This is a genomic window from Burkholderia sp. SJZ089 (genome assembly GCF_007828315.1).
Classification (GTDB): domain Bacteria; phylum Pseudomonadota; class Gammaproteobacteria; order Burkholderiales; family Burkholderiaceae; genus Burkholderia; species Burkholderia gladioli.
Map to the genome: position 1 here is coordinate 377739 of NZ_VIUM01000003.1, position 16639 is coordinate 394377.

General features: G+C 70.1%; 15 protein-coding genes. All 15 read left to right on the plus strand.

Features of this window, described 5'->3' with window-relative positions; translation table 11 throughout:
* Nucleotides 1-34: 34 nt before the first annotated feature.
* The 15 genes from FB600_RS07550 (at nucleotide 35) to FB600_RS07620 (ending at nucleotide 16633) form a co-directional block, all read left to right on the plus strand.
* A complete protein-coding gene (locus FB600_RS07550) occupies nucleotides 35-1234 on the plus strand; it encodes a porin (RefSeq protein ID WP_145756467.1) in 1200 nt (399 codons plus the stop codon).
* Nucleotides 1235-1511: 277 nt separating this feature from the next.
* Nucleotides 1512-2600: a Dyp-type peroxidase gene (locus FB600_RS07555; protein WP_096752362.1), complete on the plus strand. Its 1089-nt coding sequence runs from the start codon at nucleotides 1512-1514 to the stop codon at nucleotides 2598-2600.
* Complete coding sequence (locus tag FB600_RS07560) at nucleotides 2593-3408, plus strand: family 1 encapsulin nanocompartment shell protein (RefSeq protein WP_098151569.1); 816 nt, start codon at nucleotides 2593-2595, stop codon at nucleotides 3406-3408. Before FB600_RS07555 ends, FB600_RS07560 begins: the two co-directional genes overlap by 8 nt.
* Nucleotides 3409-3602: 194 nt before the next feature.
* Complete coding sequence (locus FB600_RS07565) at nucleotides 3603-4550, plus strand: ketopantoate reductase family protein (RefSeq protein WP_098151570.1); 948 nt, start codon at nucleotides 3603-3605, stop codon at nucleotides 4548-4550.
* 16 nt (nucleotides 4551-4566) lie between these two features.
* A complete protein-coding gene (locus FB600_RS07570; RefSeq protein ID WP_124076823.1) occupies nucleotides 4567-4869 on the plus strand; it encodes a hypothetical protein in 303 nt (100 codons plus the stop codon).
* Between the two features lie 244 nt (nucleotides 4870-5113).
* Entirely contained in the window at nucleotides 5114-6343 is a 1230-nt protein-coding gene (locus FB600_RS07575; protein ID WP_025101026.1) for a 3-methyl-2-oxobutanoate dehydrogenase (2-methylpropanoyl-transferring) subunit alpha, read from the plus strand.
* A 3-nt stretch (nucleotides 6344-6346) separates the two neighbouring features.
* Nucleotides 6347-7390 (plus strand): alpha-ketoacid dehydrogenase subunit beta, encoded by a 1044-nt coding sequence (locus FB600_RS07580; protein ID WP_025101027.1) that lies wholly within the window; start codon nucleotides 6347-6349, stop codon nucleotides 7388-7390.
* A gap of 1 nt (nucleotide 7391) precedes the next feature.
* Nucleotides 7392-8717, plus strand: coding sequence for a dihydrolipoamide acetyltransferase family protein (locus tag FB600_RS07585; RefSeq protein ID WP_145756468.1), 1326 nt, complete (start codon nucleotides 7392-7394; stop codon nucleotides 8715-8717).
* Between the two features lie 4 nt (nucleotides 8718-8721).
* The gene (lpdA, locus tag FB600_RS07590) at nucleotides 8722-10119 is read left to right on the plus strand and encodes a dihydrolipoyl dehydrogenase (RefSeq protein ID WP_145756469.1); all 1398 of its coding nucleotides are present in this window, start codon (nucleotides 8722-8724) and stop codon (nucleotides 10117-10119) included.
* 744 nt (nucleotides 10120-10863) lie between these two features.
* Complete coding sequence (locus tag FB600_RS07595; protein ID WP_096752368.1) at nucleotides 10864-11910, plus strand: helix-turn-helix transcriptional regulator; 1047 nt, start codon at nucleotides 10864-10866, stop codon at nucleotides 11908-11910.
* A gap of 303 nt (nucleotides 11911-12213) precedes the next feature.
* Complete coding sequence (locus FB600_RS07600) at nucleotides 12214-13809, plus strand: amino acid adenylation domain-containing protein (protein WP_105821388.1); 1596 nt, start codon at nucleotides 12214-12216, stop codon at nucleotides 13807-13809.
* A complete protein-coding gene (locus FB600_RS07605; RefSeq protein WP_013689118.1) occupies nucleotides 13806-14066 on the plus strand; it encodes an acyl carrier protein in 261 nt (86 codons plus the stop codon). The genes FB600_RS07600 and FB600_RS07605 overlap by 4 nt, the downstream gene beginning before the upstream one ends.
* A 153-nt stretch (nucleotides 14067-14219) precedes the next feature.
* Nucleotides 14220-15128, plus strand: a complete 909-nt coding sequence (locus tag FB600_RS07610; RefSeq protein ID WP_098151573.1) for a chlorinating enzyme — start codon at nucleotides 14220-14222, stop codon at nucleotides 15126-15128.
* Between the two features lie 3 nt (nucleotides 15129-15131).
* The gene (locus tag FB600_RS07615) at nucleotides 15132-15941 is read left to right on the plus strand and encodes a thioesterase II family protein (protein ID WP_145756470.1); all 810 of its coding nucleotides are present in this window, start codon (nucleotides 15132-15134) and stop codon (nucleotides 15939-15941) included.
* An 8-nt stretch (nucleotides 15942-15949) separates the two neighbouring features.
* The gene (locus FB600_RS07620; protein WP_013689121.1) at nucleotides 15950-16633 is read left to right on the plus strand and encodes an RraA family protein; all 684 of its coding nucleotides are present in this window, start codon (nucleotides 15950-15952) and stop codon (nucleotides 16631-16633) included.
* Nucleotides 16634-16639 lie beyond the last annotated feature (6 nt).

Consider the following 16639-nt stretch of genomic DNA (forward strand, 5'->3'; position numbering starts at 1 on the left):
CCTTTCGTTTCTCAAACTAATAGGATTACTGAAAATGAAACAGACCATCATCGCCGTCTGCGTGCTGGGCGGAGCCTGCGCGGCAGCGCAGGCGCAGAGCAGCGTGACGCTGTACGGGATCGTCGACAACGGCATCGCCTGGCAGAACAGCGCCGCCTCGCTGGGCTCGACCGCGGGCGGCCATTCGCTGGTGAAGATGACCTCGGGCGTGTGGGCCGGCAGCCGCTTCGGCCTGAAGGGCAGCGAGGACCTGGGCGGCGGCACCAAGGCGATCTTCACGCTCGAGGCCGGCGTGAGCAGCGCCAACGGCAGCTCGCAGTTCAGCGGCGGGATGTTCACGCGCCAATCCTGGGTGGGCCTCGCCAACAACCGCTTCGGCACCTTGACGGCGGGCCGCCAGTACACGGCCTACTACACGATCCTCTCGCCCTGGAGCCCGACCACCTGGCTGACCGGCTTTTTCGGCGCGCATCCGGGCGATATCGATTCGCTCGACAACATCTACCGCGCCAACAACTCGCTGGTCTACCAGTCGCCGACGCTGGGCGGTTTCAGCTTTGGCGCGTCCTATGCGTTCGGCGGCGTGCCGGGCAGCGTCGATGCCGGCTCCACCTGGAGCGCGGGCCTGCAATACAGCAACGGGCCGTTCGGGATCGGCGCGGCCGTCCAGCGCGTCAACAACGCGACGCCGGGCGGCGGCGCCTGGGGCGCGTCCTCCACCACCTCGAACGGCGGCGCGCAAACGGCGGTCTCGGCGATCAACAACGGTTACCAGAGCGCGCAGGCGCAGCAGCGCTTCGCCGTGACGGGCGGTTACCGCTTCTCGGATGCCTGGGACGTTTCGGCATCCTATTCGAACGTGCAGTACATTCCCGGCACGGGTTCGAGCTTCCGCAACACGGCCACCTTCAACACGGCCGGCGCGGTGCTGCATTACCACCCGGCCGCGTCCTGGGACTTCGCCGGCGGCTACAGCTACACGCGCGCCACGCTGTCCAACGGCATCAGCCATGCCGCGCAGTACCAGCAGTTCACGCTCTCGCAGTACTACAGCCTGTCCAAGCGCACCGGGCTGTACGCGGTCGAGTCCTGGCAGCGCGCCAACGGCGACACGCTGTCGAGCAACGGCAAGGTGATCGTCGCCACGCCTTCGCTGGGCGACGGCTTCAGCGGCACGCCCTCGTCCTCGCGCAGCCAGGCGGCGCTCGGGGTGGGCGTGGTGCACCGCTTCTGAGCATCGGGGCGGAGTGGGGCGGGGGCGGGGCGCATGGCGCGCATCGCGGCGCCCGCCTCGCTCCGGGCTCGCCCCCGGCCGGATCGGCTTCGCCTCGGCGCAGCCGATTGCCGGGCTGCGTTCCAAAGACCGGCCGAAGCTGCTAGATTGCGGGTTCGGCGACGTTGCACGGTGCGGGCAACGTCCTTCATACGCCTGTCAAAAAGAGAACGCAGCATGACCCACATCCCCTCTTCGCCTTCTTGCGCGGCGGCAGCCGCGGTCCATCCGTCACGACATGACTGACAGGCAGGCCGCGATGCAGACACGTCCCCCGCTTTCCCAGGCCGTCCACGGCACGGTCACGCGCAGCGCGATCTTCCTCGTGGCGACGATCAATCCCGGCGCGGCCCACGCCGATACGATCCGTTCATGGTGCGGCGACATCGCGGCGCTGGTGCGCTCGGTCGGCAAGCGCGTGCCGGCCGGCCATCTCAGCTGCGTGTGCGGCTTCGGCGCCGAGGCATGGGATGCGCTGTTCGGCGCGCCGCGCCCGGCGTCCCTGCATCCGTTCCGGGAGTTCGGCGCCGGCCAGCGCCTGGCGGTGTCCACCCCGGGCGACATCCTGCTGCACATCCGCGCCGAGGCGATGGACCTGTGCTTCGAACTGGCGACGCAGTTGCTGAACGCGCTCGGCGATGCCGTCACGGTGGTCGACGAGGTGCACGGCTTCCGCAATTTCGACCAGCGCGCGATGATCGGCTTCGTCGACGGCACCGAGAACCCGGAAGGCCGCGAGGCGGTCGACTTCACCGTGATCGGCGACGAGGACGCGGCCTTCGCGGGCGGCAGCTACGTGATCGTGCAGAAGTACCTGCACGACATGGCCGGCTGGAATGCGCTGGCCGTCGAGACGCAGGAGCGCATCATCGGCCGCACCAAACTGTCCGACATCGAGCTGGCGGCGGACGTGAAGCCTTCGTGCTCGCACAGCTCGCTGACCACGCTCGACGAGGACGGCCAGGAAGTGAAGATCCTGCGCGACAACATGCCGTTCGGGCGCCCGGGCGCCGGCGAGTTCGGCACCTACTTCATCGGCTACGCGCGCTCGCCGCGGCCGATCGAGCAGATGCTCGAGAACATGTTCGTCGGCCGCCCGCCCGGCAACTACGACCGCCTGCTCGACTACAGCCGCGCGGTCACCGGCTCGCTGTTCTTCGTGCCGTCGGCCGACCTGCTCGAGGCGCTCGCCGAGCGCGCGGCACCGGCCGACGCCGATGCCGCCGCTTCGCCCGAACCCTCATTGCCCGAATCCTCGCCGCCCGCGCCGCGTCGCGACGGCTCGCTCAATATCGGCTCGTTGAAAGGAACCCCATCCCATGAATAACCTGCATCGTGAACTCGCCCCGATCTCGTCGTCCGCCTGGGCCCAGATCGAGGAGGAAGTGGCGCGCACCTTCAAGCGCTCGGTGGCCGGCCGCCGCGTGGTCGACGTCGAAGGCCCCGCCGGCTCCGAGCTGTCGGCCGTCGGCACCGGCCACCTGCGCGAGGTCGCCGCGCCGCGCGAGCACGTGAACGCGCGGTTGCGCGAAGTGCGGACCATCGTCGAGCTGACCGTGCCGTTCGAACTGAGCCGCGAGGCGATCGACAGCGTCGAGCGCGGCGCGCGCGACGCCGACTGGCAGCCGGCGAAGGAGGCCGCGCAGCGGCTCGCCTTCGCCGAGGACAACGCGATCTTCGACGGTTACCCGGCCGCCGGCATCGTCGGCATCAGCGAGGGCACCTCGAACCGCAGGCTCGGCCTGCCGAGCGACGTCGCCGCCTACCCGGACGCGATCAGCGATGCGCTCGAGGCGCTGCGCCTGGCCGGCGTCGACGGCCCGTATTCGGTGGTGCTCGGCTCGCACGCCTACACCGCGCTGAGCGAGGCGCGCGACCAGGGCTACCCGATCCTCGACCATATCAAGCGCATCGTCAGCGGCGAGATCATCTGGGCGCCGGCGATCGCCGGCGGCTGCGTGCTGTCCACGCGCGGCGGCGACTACGAGCTGCATCTCGGCGAGGACGTCTCGATCGGCTACACCAGCCATGACGACCAGGTCGTGCGCCTGTACCTGCGCGAGACCTTCACCTTCCTGATGCTGACCAGCGAGGCCTCGGTGGCCGTGGTGCCGCAAGGCGGCACGGCGGCCTGAACGCGCTGGCCCCCGCGCGCGGCGGCGGTGTCGTCGCGCGCGGGTCGGTTTGCCCGTTGCCGCATCCATGTCTCGCCATGCCGTGCCGCCCGCCGGCAGGCTTGGTCGAATTCGGCTACAGTCGTCGCGCCCGGCCGCGCCTCGCACGAGCGCGGCCGGCCGACCTTTCGACACATGGATGCAAGGAGACGGTAATGCGGATTCTGGTGGTGGGCGCGGGCGCGACCGGCGGTTATTTCGGCGGGCGGCTGGCCGCGGCCGGGCGCGATGTGAGCTTCCTGGTGCGCGAGGGCCGGGCCCGCGCGCTGGCACGCGACGGCCTGGTGATCCGCAGCCCGCACGCGGGCGACCTGACGCTGCCCGGGGTGAAGACCGTGCAGGCCGGCGACGCCGACCGCGCCGGCGGCTTCGACCTGGTGTTCCTGAGCTGCAAGTCCTACGGCCTGGACGACGCGATCGCCTCGTTCGCGCCCTTCGTCGGCCCGCGCACGCTGATCCTGCCGGTGCTCAACGGCATGCGCCACCTGGACGTGCTGAAGGCGCGCTTCGGCGACGCCAACGTGCTGGGCGGCCTGTGCATGATCGCGGCCACGCTCGACGACCGGCAGCACATCGTCCATCTCAACGATGCGCAGGCGGTCGGCTTCGGCGACCTGGCGGGCGGCCTCACGCCGCGCGTGCAGGCGATCGCCGACACCTTCTCGGGCGCCGGCTTCGACGTGCTGCCGGCCGAGAACATCGTCGCGAAGATGTGGGACAAGTGGGTGTTCCTGGCCACGCTGGCGGCGGCCACCTCGCTGTTCCGCGGCTCGGTGGGCGACATCCTCGCCGCGCCGGACGGCCATCGGCTGCTGGAGACGCTCTATGGCGAGACCAGCGCGATCGCCGCGCACCACGGCTACGCGCCCGGCGAGGCGATGAACGAACGTTCGCGCCGGATCCTGTTTACGCCCTCGGGCATGACGGCCTCGATGCTGCGCGATCTCGAGAACCGCTCGCGCGTCGAGGCCGACCACGTGATCGGCGACCTGCTGGCGCGCGCGCCAGCGGACGTCGACGGCCAGCCGTCCCTGCTGCGCATCGCCTACAACCACCTGAAGGCCTACGAGGCGCGGCTCGCGCGCGAAACCGAGAGCGCCTGACCCTCATCCCCGGCCGTTGCCCGACACGGCGGCGGCTTGCCTTGCCGGCTTCCTGCGATCGCACGGAAGCCGGCATTTCATTTTCCGGGCGACTTTTTTACCGCGCATGCCCGGCCGCTTCCGCGCGGTTTTTCCGCAGCCGGGCTGCCGCGGTCGACCGTCCCTGGACGATATCGGCTCGGCCATCACGCAATTTCTCACGCCATTTTCCGGCGACTCGATTGGGTTTCGCGCATTCGATTCGCGTCGGATGCGGGATTTGCTCGTCGCCTTTGATAAAAAATGGGATTTTGGCGTGGCTGAAAATCGGCGCGAATAATCGCCAGGAAAACCACCCCCGCGAGCCGCCAGGCCGGCCGGGATTCCCTTCCGGCCCCGTGTGCATTGCTTTTCCGGGCGATCGCGCTGATCGGAAAAACCACTTTGCCGCGATATTCTCCACTTCAATAACACCGCCCGCGATTTTTGAAAATCGGGGCGATTCCCGCTCTATCTCGGCGCCTGCCGAATTGATACGATCACCGTCGAAGCGTGCGACAAAATCAAACGTGGAGATAAGCGAAATGAGCCAATACGGGCCATTGAAATTGCATGTACCGGAGCCAACCGGGCGACCGGGCTGTAAAACCGATTTTTCCTACCTGCTGCTGTCCCCGGCGGGCAAGCTGCGCAAACCCCCGATCGACGTCGCGCCGGTCGATACCAGCGACCTGGCCTATGGCCTGGTGCGGGTGATCGACGACGACGGCCGCGCGGTCGGCCCCTGGGCGCCCGAGCTCGATCGCGACCGGCTGCGCGCCGGCATGCGCGCGATGCTCAAGACGCGCGTGTTCGACGCGCGCATGCTGATCGCCCAGCGCCAGAAGAAGATTTCCTTCTACGTGCAGAGCCTCGGCGAGGAGGCCATCGGCACCGCGCATTCGTTCGCCCTCGACAACGGCGACATGTGCTTCCCGACCTATCGCCAGCAGAGCATCCTGCTCACGCGCGAGGTGCCGCTGGTCGACCTGATGTGCCAGCTGATGTCCAACGAGCGCGATCCGCTCAAGGGCCGCCAGTTGCCGGTGATGTACTCGAACCGCGCGGCCGGCTTCTTCACCATCTCGGGCAATCTCGCCACCCAGTTCATCCAGGCGGTGGGCTGGGCGATGGCCTCGGCCATCAAGGGCGACACGCGCATTGCCTCGGCCTGGATCGGCGACGGCGCCACCGCCGAGGCCGATTTCCATACCGCGCTGACCTTCGCGCACGTCTACCGCGCGCCGGTGATCCTCAACGTCGTCAACAACCAGTGGGCGATCTCGACCTTCCAGGCGATCGCCGGCGGCGAGGGCTCGACCTTCGCGGGCCGCGGCGTGGGCTGCGGGATCGCCTCGCTGCGGGTGGACGGCAACGACTTCCTGGCGGTCTACTCGGCCTCGCGCTGGGCCGCCGAGCGGGCGCGCCGCAACCTCGGCCCGACCCTCATCGAGTGGGTCACCTATCGCGCCGGCCCGCACTCGACCTCGGACGATCCGTCGAAATACCGCCCCGGCGACGACTGGGCGCATTTCCCGCTGGGCGACCCGATCGAGCGCTTCAAGCGCCACCTGATCCGCGAGGGCCACTGGTCCGAGCAGGAGCACGCCGACCTGAAGGGCGAGCTCGAGGCCGAGGTGATCGCGGCGCAGAAGGAGGCCGAGCGCTACGGCACGCTCGGCGACGACCGCGTGAACGTCGCGAGCTTCTTCGAGGACGTCTACAAGGACATGCCGGAACACCTGCGGCGCCAGCGCCAGCAACTGGGAGTCTGAGCGATGACCACCGCACAACCCAAGGGCCAGTCGGCCGCCACCATGACCATGATCCAGGCCCTGCGCTCGGCCATGGACGTGATGCTGGAGCGCGACGGCAACGTCGTGGTGTTCGGCCAGGACGTGGGCTATTTCGGCGGCGTGTTCCGCTGCACCGAAGGCCTGCAGGCCAAGTTCGGCAGCTCGCGCGTGTTCGACGCGCCGATCTCCGAGGGCGGCATCGTCGGCGTGGCGGTCGGGATGGGCGCTTACGGGCTGCGGCCCGTGGCCGAGATCCAGTTCGCCGATTATTTCTACCCGGCTTCCGACCAGATCGTCTCGGAAGCCGCGCGGCTGCGCTACCGCTCGGCCGCCGAGTTCACCGCGCCGCTGACCATCCGCATGCCCTGCGGCGGCGGCATCTACGGCGGCCAGACCCACAGCCAGAGCCCCGAGGCGATGTTCACGCAGGTCTGCGGGCTGCGCACGGTGATGCCGTCGAACCCCTACGACGCCAAGGGCCTGCTGATCGCCTCGATCGAGAACGACGACCCGGTGATCTTCCTGGAGCCCAAGCGGCTCTACAACGGCCCCTTCGACGGCCACCACGAGCGCCCCGTCACGCCCTGGAGCCAGCACCCGGCCAGCCTGGTGCCGGAGGGCTACTACACGGTGCCGCTCGATTCGGCCGCCGTGGTGCGGCCCGGCAGCGAACTGACGGTGCTGACCTACGGCACCACGGTGCACGTCTCGCTGGCCGCCGCCGAGGAAACCGGCCTCGACGCCGAGGTGATCGACCTGCGCAGCCTGTGGCCGCTCGACCTCGACACCATCGTGGCCTCGGTGCGCAAGACCGGGCGCTGCGTGGTGGTGCACGAGGCGACCCGCACCTGCGGCTTCGGCGCCGAGCTGATCTCGCTGGTCCAGGAGCATTGCTTCCACTGGCTCGAAGCCCCCGTCGAACGCGTGACGGGCTGGGACACGCCCTATCCGCATGCGCAGGAATGGGCGTATTTTCCGGGGCCGAGCCGGGTGGGCGAGGCGATGCGGCGTGTGATGGAGAGCTGAGATGGGTATTCATGTGATCAAGATGCCGGACATCGGCGAAGGCATCGCCGAGGTCGAGCTGGGGCTCTGGCATGTGCAGGTGGGCGACCAGGTCAAGGAGGACCAGGCGCTGGCCGACGTGATGACCGACAAGGCCTCGGTCGAGATTCCCTCGCCGGTGACGGGCACCGTGGTGGCGCTGGGCGGCAAGGCCGGCGACATGATGGTGGTGGGCTCGGAGCTGATCCGCCTGGAGGTGGCGGGCAGCGGCAATCATCGCGGCGAGGCGCCGGCAACGCAGGCCGCGCCGGCGAAGGCGACGGTCGATGCGGCCGCAACCAAGGCCGCCGAACCGGCGCCGGTTGAAAAGAGCGCGCCGCGCGAGGCGCCCGCCGAGGCGCCGTGCCGCCGCGAAGCCGCGCATTCGACATCGAGCGCCGCCGCGGCGCCGGTCGCGCGCCAGCCCGGCGAGCGTGCGCTGGCCTCGCCGGCGGTGCGCAAGCGCGCCTGGGATCTCGGTATCGAGCTGCGCTTCGTGCGCGGCTCGGGCGAGGCGGGCCGGATCCTGCACGAGGATCTCGATGCCTGGCTGCAGGGCAGCGGCGCGGCGTCCTCGCCGGCCGGCGCGCACGCGGCCTATGCCGAGCGCCACGACGAGGAGGCGGTGCCGGTGATCGGCCTGCGCCGCAAGATCGCCGAGAAGATGCAGGAAGCCAAGCGCCGCATCCCGCACTTCAGCTACGTCGAGGAGATCGACGTGACCGAGCTGGAGACGCTGCGCGCCGAGCTGAACCGCCGTCACGGCGAGACGCGCGGCAAGCTCACCATGCTGCCCTTCATCGCGCGCGCGATGGTGGTCGCGCTGCGCGACTTCCCGCAGATCAACGCGCGCTACGACGACGAGGCCGGCGTGGTGACGCGCCACGGCGCCGTGCACCTGGGCGTGGCCACCCAGAGCAAGGGCGGGCTGATGGTGCCGGTGGTGCGCCATGCCGAGGCGCGCGACGTCTGGGCGCTGGCCGCCGAGGTGGCGCGGCTGGCCGAGGCGGCGCGCGCCGGCAAGGCCTCGCGCGAGGAGCTGAGCGGCTCGACCATCACGTTGAGCAGCCTGGGGCCGCTGGGCGGGGTGGTGTCCACGCCCGTCATCAACCATCCCGAGGTGGGCATCGTCGGCGTGAACCGCATCGTCGAGCGGCCGATGATCCGCAACGGCCTGGTGGTGGCGCGCAAGCTGATGAACCTGTCGTCCTCGTTCGACCATCGCGTGGTGGACGGCATGGACGCGGCCGAGTTCATCCAGTCGGTGCGCGCGCTGCTCGAACAACCCGCCCTGCTATTCGTGGACTGAGCCGATGAGCGAACCCATCAACACCACCTTGCTGGTGATCGGCGGCGGGCCCGGCGGCTACGTGGCCGCGATCCGCGCCGCGCAACTGGGCGTGCCGACCGTGCTGGTCGAGCGCGCGCAGCTGGGCGGCACCTGCCTGAACATCGGCTGCATCCCCTCCAAGGCGCTGATCCACGCGGCCGAGGAATTCGACAAGGCCCGCCATTACGCGAAGGAGTCGCCGCTGGGCATCAGCGTGGCCTCGCCGGCGATCGACATCGGCCGCACCGTGGCCTGGAAGGACGGCATCGTCGCCAGGCTCACGGGCGGCATCGGCTCGCTGATGAAGCGCCACGGCGTGGAGGTGCTGCGGGGCCAGGCGCGGGTGATCGACGGCAAGACCGTCGAGGTCGCGCGCGAGGGCGGCGAGCCGCTGCGCGTGCGCGGCGAGCACCTGCTGCTGGCGGCCGGCTCCGAGCCGGTCGCGCTGCCCTCGATGCCGTTCGGCGGCATCGTGCAATCGTCCACCGAGGCGCTCTCGCCGAGTAGCCTGCCCCGGCGCCTGGTGGTGGTGGGCGCCGGTTATATCGGCCTGGAGCTGGCGATCGCCTATCGCAAGCTCGGCGTCGAGGTGGCCGTGGTCGAGGCCCAGGCGCGCATCCTGCCGGCCTGGGACGAGGCGCTGACCAAGCCGGTCGCCGCCTCGCTCGGCAAGCTCGGCATCGCGCTGCACCTGGAGCGCAAGGTGCTGGGCCTGAACGCGGGCGGCGACGCCGTGCGCATCCAGGACGCGGCCGGCGCGGAACACGCGCTGCCGGCCGATCGCGTGCTGGTGGCGGTCGGCCGCCGGCCCCGCACCCAGGGCTGGGGGCTGGAGGCGCTGCAGCTCGATCGCGAGGGCCATGCCCTGAAGATCGACGACCAGTGCCGTACCTCGATGCGCAACGTCTGGGCGATCGGCGACCTGACCGGCGAGCCGATGCTCGCCCATCGCGCCATGGCGCAGGGCGAGATGGTGGCCGAGATCGTCTCGGGCAAGCGGCGGCGCTTCATGCCGGCGGCGATCCCGGCGGTCTGCTTCACCGATCCGGAGGTGGTGTCGGTCGGCCTCGCGCCGCACGACGCGGCCACGCCCGAGGACGCGCTGGTGGCCAGCTTCCCGCTGTCGGTCAACAGCCGGGCCATGACGCTGGAGAGCAGCGACGGTTTCGTGCGCGTGGTGGCGCGCCGCGACGATCACCTGATCCTCGGCTGGCAGGCCGTGGGCCGCGGTGTCTCGGAGCTGTCCGCCGCCTTCGCGCAGTCGCTGGAGATGGGCGCGCGGCTGGAGGACGTGGGCGGCACCATCCACGCCCATCCGACGCTCGGCGAGGCGGTGATGGAGGCGGCCTTGCGGGCGCTCGGTCACGCCCTGCACATCTAGGGCCGAACCGGTCGCCGCGCGCGACGACGCGCGATGACCGGCCGCGGCAAGCCTTGAACAACAAGGCCGGGACGCCTGGCGGACCCGGCGATCAGGCATTCGACGACGAGAGAGTGCGAAGTCTGAACTGACGACCAAGGAACGGCGGGGCGAGCAGGCCGTGGCGCAGGCAACCGCGCTCACGGCCGGGCTCGCACCCGCCGTCATCGTCTCTGCAATCCGGCCCGAGTCCAGGAGACGCCTCGGGCCGCCCGAGCGAACCGGCACCGTGTGCCGCGGCCCCAGGCTGCGGCCGCGCGTGTCGCGCGCGGCGCCGTGCCGCCGCGTTCCATTGGTTCGCCGCCTGACGTTCGCCGCATGCGGGCCGCCCTGGCCATCCATGCGGCGGCGGTGCCCGGCCTCGGCCGCGGCGCCGCTGCGTCGCGTGCCGCCTTCCCGGCGGCCCACCAGTGCGTTTCGATCGGCTCGCATCCCGGCCAGGACGAGGCAGCGCCTCGCCCGCGCCGGTTTCGCGATCCGCCTTTTCTCGTCGCCCGAGATCCCCTGCGCGCGTCGGCACGCCCGCCGCGCGGTTGATCCCACCGATGGCCGTCGGTGCGTGTGACGCGGAGCGAGGCTTGCCGACCCACCTATTCGTCCCCGTCGTTCGAGGCGTTCACGCCCGTACGCAAACCGCTCCCGCCGCGATGCCGGCGGGACGGCCCGCCATCGCCTTCCACTCCCTGCACAGGTGGTCCGGCGCTCATGGCTCGACACTCCGCTTTGCCTTCCTATCTCTCCCCCGATCCCGATTACGACGATGCCCTGCAGATCCGGCACGGCGTGGTGGGCGGGGTTCGTCTCTCGCTGGTCGCGCGCGGCGACGCCGAACGCGGCTTCGTGTTCGAGCGGCATCGCCGCGCGCCCGGCGAGCCGGTCTCGATCCAGCGTCTCGACGCGGGCGAGCGCGCGGCGCTGGCCGCCTTCGTCGCGCATGATCCGTTCGCCGCGCCGCTGGCCAACGAATATCGCGCGGTGCTCGACGCGCTCGAGGCGGGGCTCGCACAGGCCGGCGCCGCGCCGCGCCTGGACGAGCCCGCCTATGCCTCCGAATGCGAGAGCGACGCCGAGCTGATCGCGCTGATGCGGCGCGTCACGGCGGCCTGCGATGCCGCGCAATGCTTCTTCCACTGGTTCGTGTTCGACGAGCCGAGCGGCGAACCCGCCGTCCATCACCTGCTGGTGGGCGGCGATCCGGCCTGGGCGCAGCGCTACACGGGCGGCCACTGGTACCTGAACGACCCGGCGCTGGCGGCCGCGCGCGAGGACACGCGGCCGATGCGCGGCAGCGCGCTGGCGCTGCCGGCCGGCCACTGGCTGCCGCGTCACGGCGCGGCGCACGGCATGGGCAGCCACCAGTTCCACCCGGCGCACCGCCGCGACGTGGCCACCGTGGGCGTGCTGCATGTGAGCACGCCGCATCCGCCACCGGCCGGCGAGGACCGGCTGTGGGCGCATCGCCGCCAGTTGCGCGGGCTGGCCAACGAGCTGCTCGAATGGCAGGTGCTGCGCCGCCGCCGCGAGCTGGCCGACACGCTGGCGCTGGAGCCGCGCGAGGTGCAGGCGCTGCGGCTGGTGGCGCGCGGCGGCAATGCGCGCCACGTGGCCGAGGAGCTCGGCGTGGGCGAGCGCGCGGTCTATCAGCTGTTCAGCGCGATCAACCGCAAGCTCGACAGCGAGCACATCCGCGTCAGCGCCAACAAGGCGCGCCAGCTCGGCCTGCTCGGCGACGGTTATATCGCGGAGCGATAACAAAATGCATGCATATGCAGTAAACGATCTAAGTCCTTACGCACGGCAATCCCGTTACTGTTCGTCTCAGCAGTCGAACACCAGAAACACGATAGACACGAGAGATACGACCCCGCCGCGAGGGGCCGCCAGGAGAGAGGCGGCCGAGGCTCGCGGCGGGGGCGACACGACAAACCGAGGGGCCGGTCGCGGCCGCGAGCCATGGCGCATGCAATCCAGCCTGCGCGCTCGTAGCGAACCGGCGCGCGTTGCCGCCCGCCTTGCTGCCGAAGGTGCCCGCAGAGACACATCGGAGAAGGCTATATGGAGCAGCCAGGACACATCGTTCACGCGATCCAGACCCACGCGCTCGGCACGCCGTATCGACCGGCGCTGACCGACAGCCGCGACGATTTCAGCTATGCCGAACTCGACAGCTTCAGCACGCGTTTCGCGCTGCGCCTGCAGTCCTACGGCTGCGCGCCGGGCGATCGCGTGGTGATGGCGGCGAGCCGCCGTGCGCTGCTGGTGGCGGCCATCGTCGGCAGCTTCAAGGCCGGCTGCGTGCACGTGCCGCTCGATCCCAGGATGCCCGCCGAGCGCCTGCGCTACATCCTCAACGACATCGCGCCGGCCTTGGTGATCGTCGACGACGAGCTGGAGGCCGAGGCGCGCGCGGTGCTGCCCGGCGCCATTCCGGTGCTGCGCCTGGCCGACCTGGAGCGGCTGCGCGACCACGACGAGGCCACCCCCAGCGACGCCTGCGTGCGCGCGCTGCCGCTGCCCGAGCTGGACGGCTCGGCCACCGCCTACTGCATCTACACCTCGGGCTCCACCGGGCGGCCCAAGGGCGTGCTGATCAAGCATCGCAGCATCGTCGATTTCTTCGAGGGCACGCGCGAGGTGTACGACGTGAAGATGGCCTCGCGTTGCGCGAGCTTCTCGCCGCTGCACTTCGACGTCTACCTGATGGACATGCTGTTTCCGCTCGCGCAGGGCGCCCATCTCTACGTGCACGACGACGTGATCGTGCCGGAGATCATGCTCGACGCGCTGGTGGCGCACGACGTCACCCACTTCTCGGCCTGGGGCATGATGCTCGGACTGATCGCCCAGGCCGAGGGTTTCGAGGCCGCGCGCCTGCCGGCCTTGCGCCGGATCCTGACCGGCACCGACGTGCCCGACATCAAGACCATCCAGCGCTGGCTGCGCAAGACGCCCGGCATGCAGGTGATCAACGCCTACGGGCCCACCGAGGTGACCTGTGCGTCCACCGCCCACCTGATCGGCGAGATCGAGCCCGAGCGCCGCACGCTCTACCCGATCGGCAAGCCGCTGACCCATGTGCGCGTGCTGCTGGTGGGCGAGGACGGCCGCGCGATCGACGCACCGCACGTGCCGGGCGAGCTGCTGATCGGCGGCAGCCAGGTGATGGAGGGCTACTGGCACCTGCCCGAGGAAACCGCCGCGCGGCTGCTGCGCATCGACGGCGTGCCCTTCTATCGCACCGGCGACCTCTGCCACTGGCTCGAGGACGGCAGCCTGTTCTACCAGGGACGCCGCGACAACGAGATCAAGCTCGGCGGCTATCGCATCCATCTCAACGAAATCCAGCGGGTCATCAACAGCGTGCCGCACGTGCACGCCAGCGAGATCGTGCTGCTCGACACGCGCCACGGCGAGAAGGTGCTGGCCGCCGGCGTGCTGTTCGAGCAGGGCAGGCCGGTCGACGCCGAGCGGCAGACCGACACGATCCGGCAGCGCCTCGCGGGCGAGCTGCCGGCCTACATGGTGCCGCGCCATCTGGCGGTTCTCGACCGGTTTCCGCAGCTCTCGTCGGGAAAGACGGATCGCAAGGCGCTTCTGTCGATATTGCAGCAACGCATCAACGCAAGCCACCAGGAGGAAGTCAATTCATGAAGACCGTAGATATCTTGATCCAAGTGCTGGAGAACGTGATCGGCGCGAAGCACGTGACGCCCGAGACGCGCTTTCTCGACATCGGCGGCAATTCGCTGAACCTCGTCGAAGTGCTCAAGCAGCTCAAGGCGAAGCTCGGCATCACGCCGCCGCCGCGGCTGTTCTTCGACCGCACGCGCTCGACCGTCGCCGAGCTGGCCGCGGCCACCGACGCGCTGCGCGAGGCCAGCCGCAGCCCCGCCGAGGCGGCCGGCTGAGCTGCGCCGGCCGCGGCTCCCGGCATCGATACCCAGCAACCCGTAGCGACACGTAACGAAACACGCCAGGGCGCGAGCCCCGACCCCATGCAGTGAGCCGTGACGACCCGAGCGAGCCCGCGACGGTCTTCCCTATTGATCAGGAGAACTGAGATGCAGAAGCGTTTCCATCTGTCCGAGGAAGAAAAGAAGTTCTTTTACGAGAACGGTTATGCCGGCCCGTTCACGCTCTACGAGCCGGAGGAGATGACGCGCGTGTGGGAGGAGGTCCGCATGGACCTGCTGGACACCACCAACGCCGCCTTCCCCGACAGCAAGCTGAACTACGACCGGCACCTCGACATGCCGAACCTGAATCGCATGATCAGCCACCCGGCGATCGTCGACCGGATCTCCAGCATCCTCGGGCCGGACGTGCTGAGCTGGCGCACCGAGTGGTTCCCGAAGTACCCCGGCGACGAGGGCACCGACTGGCACCAGGCCGAGAGCTTCGTCGAGTTCGAGGGCACCGAGAAGCTGGAGCCCACCGCGGCCGAGGAAGGCCGCCCCTGGGAGCTGACCGCCTGGGTGGCGATGAGCGAGGCCACCAAGGCCAACGGCTGCCTGAAGCTGATGCCGGGCAGCCATCGCACCTGGTACTTCGACGAGAAGCGCAACATCCCCTTCGAGCCGGAGAACTTCAACCAGCGGGTGCTCGACGACGGCCAGAAGTCCGGCTTCTACGGCTACGACTACGAGAAGCTCAAGCTCGACCCGAAGTGGAAGCCCGACGAGGCGCGCGCCGTGCACATGGAGGTCAAGCCGGGCCAGTTCTTCATCTTCACCTCGCGCTGCATGCACGGCTCGAACCCGAACTCGACCAAGGATTCGGTGCGCTTCGGCTGGGCCACGCGCTTCGTGCCGACCCACGTGAAGGTGTACTCGGGCCAGGACTCGTTCCATCACTTCGGCGAGGTGCTGCCGCTCGATCGCTACTCCACGGTGCTGGTGGCCGGCGAGGATCGCTACGGCCATAACCGCGTGACCCGGCCGCTCGCCGCGAAAGCGGCGGCCACGGCCTGAGCGATGGCCGGCGCCGAGATGGCCAGGCCCCGTTCCGACTGGCTGCTGCCCGGCGCCGGCCTGCCCCGGCCCGCCGGGGGCCCCGCGCCGCGCGCGCGGCTGGTGTGCTTCCACTACGCGGGCAGCGGCGCCTCGATGTTCGCGCCGTGGGCGGCGGCCCTGCCCGACGAGGTGGAGCTGCTGGCCGTGCAGCTGCCGGGCCGCGAGACCCGGCTCGACGAGCCGCTGCGCCACGCGATGGAGGAAGTCGCGCCGCCGCTGGCCGAGGCGCTCGCGCCCTGGCTGGACCTGCCCTACGCGATGTTCGGGCACAGCACCGGCGCGCTGATCGCCTTCGACGTGGCGCGGCGCCTGCGCCGGCGCGCGCAGCCGCTGCCGCGCGTGCTGATCGCCTCGGCGCAGAACGCGCCGGACGTGAAGCCGCCCGTGATCCGCCACGTGCTCGACGACGCGGCCTTCGTGGAGGTGCTGCGCGGCTGCCGCGGCACCCCCGAGGCGATCCTCGACGATCCGGTGCTGCTCGATCTGCTGCTGCCGCGCATCCGCGCCGACGGCGCGGTGTTCGAGACCTACCGCTACCTCGAGGAGGCGCCGCTCGACTGCCCGATCGTGCTGTTCCACGGCACGCGCGACGCGATGGTCGACGAAGCGGGGCTGGCGCGCTGGGCCCGCGAGACGCGCGGCGGGTTCCGGCGCCGCGAGTTCGGCGGCGGCCACTTCTTCGTCCACGAGCAGCAGGCGGCGGTGCTGGACGAGATCAACCGGGAGCTGGCCGTGCTGCTCGACGAGCCCAGCCCCCTTCCTATCGGATGAGACACACCATGACGCAATGGAATACGGATGAGGAGCTGTTCGCGCTGCTGCGCGCCGAGCTGGCCACCTGCCCCTTGAGCGACGTGCTCGAGCAGCTGGGCTTCGGCCATCCGATGCTGCCGCCCGAGATCCGGCCGCTGTCGCCCGGGATGGTGATGGTGGGCCGCGCGATGCCGGTGCAGGACGATCCGCCGGTGCCGCATGGCGGCCTCAGGCGCTTCGACGCCAAGCCCTTCGGCCTGCTGTTCGAGTCGATCGAGGCGCTGCGCCCCGGCGAGGTCTATATCGCCAGCGGCGGCCCGGTGGACGCGGCGCGCATCGGCGACTTGCTCAGCGCGCGCGTGAAGAAGATCGGCGCGGCCGGCGTGGTGCTCAACGCCCGCGTGCGCGACGCCAACGCGATCGGCGAGCTGGGGCTGCCGGTGTTCTCGCGCGGCACCTATGCCTATGGGCTGCAGGGGCGCCACAACGTGGTCGACTACCGCTGCTCGATCCAGGTCGGCCAGGTGCGGGTGCGCCCCGGCGACCTGCTGTTCGGCGACAACGACGGAGTTTGCGTGATCCCGCGCGAGGTCGAGCGCGAGGCGGTGACGCGCGCGCTGGCCAAGAACCGCCTGGAGCGCAAGGTGCGCGAGGCGGTGGGCGCCGGGCGCAGCGTGGTGGATGCCTTCAACGAATACAGCGTGATGTGAGGAGAC